Raw genomic sequence first — 1,246 nt, 5'->3', positions numbered from 1 at the left:
TAAAGAACTTAAGTAAAATTGTACCTCGTGAGTGATTTTGTTCCACAGATGACGCACTCTTTCGACGATAACAATAGTGTGCAATCCTGCCCATTGCTCTTGCTTGTAAAGTCCTCCTAATTGGGCAACTGATACCGACCAGACTTTTCGAGTTTCGACGCGATGATGACCCTTTTCGGTTCGCGAATCATAACTCATTTCAACTCCCATAAATTCCTGAATTTTTGCAGTTTCAAACCAAGATTTAACTTGATTGTAAAGAGTGGGATGATTGCTTTTTAGTGCCACGACATAATCGGCTTTTTTCTGACGAATCAGTCGGACTATTTCTGTTTGCGTCCCCATCGCATCAATGGTGATAATCGCTCCGGAAATGTCGATTAATTCTAGTAGTGCTGGAATAGCTGTAATTTCATTGGAGTGGTCTTCAACTTTTACTTGCCCGAGTACCAAACGCTGTTCGCTCGCCCAAGCTGTCACTAAATGTAAGTTTTTTAAACCTTTCTCTCGATCGTAAGAACCTCGCAAGCTTTTGCCATCTATCGGGATAATTTCTTGGAAAACTGAACCCATGATTTGTTGCAACCATTGCGATAACTTCTGCTCTAAAGCTTTCGGGTCCAGCCTTTCAAATACACGACGAAATGTATCATCGCTGGGGATGCCATTAGGTAACTCTAAAAATTCTTCTAACCATTGCTGCTTGCTCAAGCCATAATTTTCGATGTCTTCCCACCCGACAGCGCCGGCGATCGTAGCTAAGATGGTAATTACCAGAATGTCTTTGAGTAAGTGTTGTTTGGTTCGGTCTACTCTGGGGTCTGGTAGATCGTCAAAATAAGTTGATAAGCCCATTTGTAAGTCTTGCAGGTCGATGGGTCTTGGCCTGTCGATCGTCGGCGATGATTTGGGCTGATTCACAACACGAGCGAATCCTTTCTGCATTGTTTTTTCCTCACCCTTCGTGACTGATCTGAAGCAGTATTATAGGACGCATTTGACATCTTTAAGGCTGCGGGTCGATCGCCCGTGGTGGAGCGATCGCCCGTGGTGATTCGATCGCCCGTGGTGGAGCGATCGCTCCTGGTGATTCGATCGCCCGCTACGAGCATCACTTACACTGGAAAAGGGATCTCGTCACAAGACCTTTAATGGATTCTATTGAACCGCTATTGACTGGATACTCATTCATATCTTGCCCTTAAAGTCAAGTACAATTTATACCAAATTAGATGAGCTTACCCTG

Annotated in this window: 2 protein-coding genes; both read right to left on the bottom strand. The window is 44.2% G+C overall.

Annotated features, from left to right (window positions below; translation table 11 throughout):
* On the bottom strand, positions 1–945 hold a 945-nt coding region (locus QUB44_RS30935), incomplete at its 3' end, for an ISAs1 family transposase (protein WP_445299950.1).
* On the bottom strand, positions 918–1,115 hold the full coding sequence (locus QUB44_RS30930; RefSeq protein WP_333160177.1) for a hypothetical protein: 198 nt from the start codon (positions 1,113–1,115) through the stop codon (positions 918–920). The genes QUB44_RS30930 and QUB44_RS30935, both read right to left, overlap by 28 nt.
* Positions 1,116–1,246 lie beyond the last annotated feature (131 nt).

Origin of the sequence: Microcoleus sp. AT3-D2 (genome assembly GCF_036705715.1) — a bacterium.
Classification (GTDB): Bacteria; Cyanobacteriota; Cyanobacteriia; order Cyanobacteriales; family Microcoleaceae; genus Microcoleus.
The sequence above is the reverse complement of the archived record's forward strand: the minus strand, read 5'-3'. Positions and strand labels throughout refer to the sequence as shown.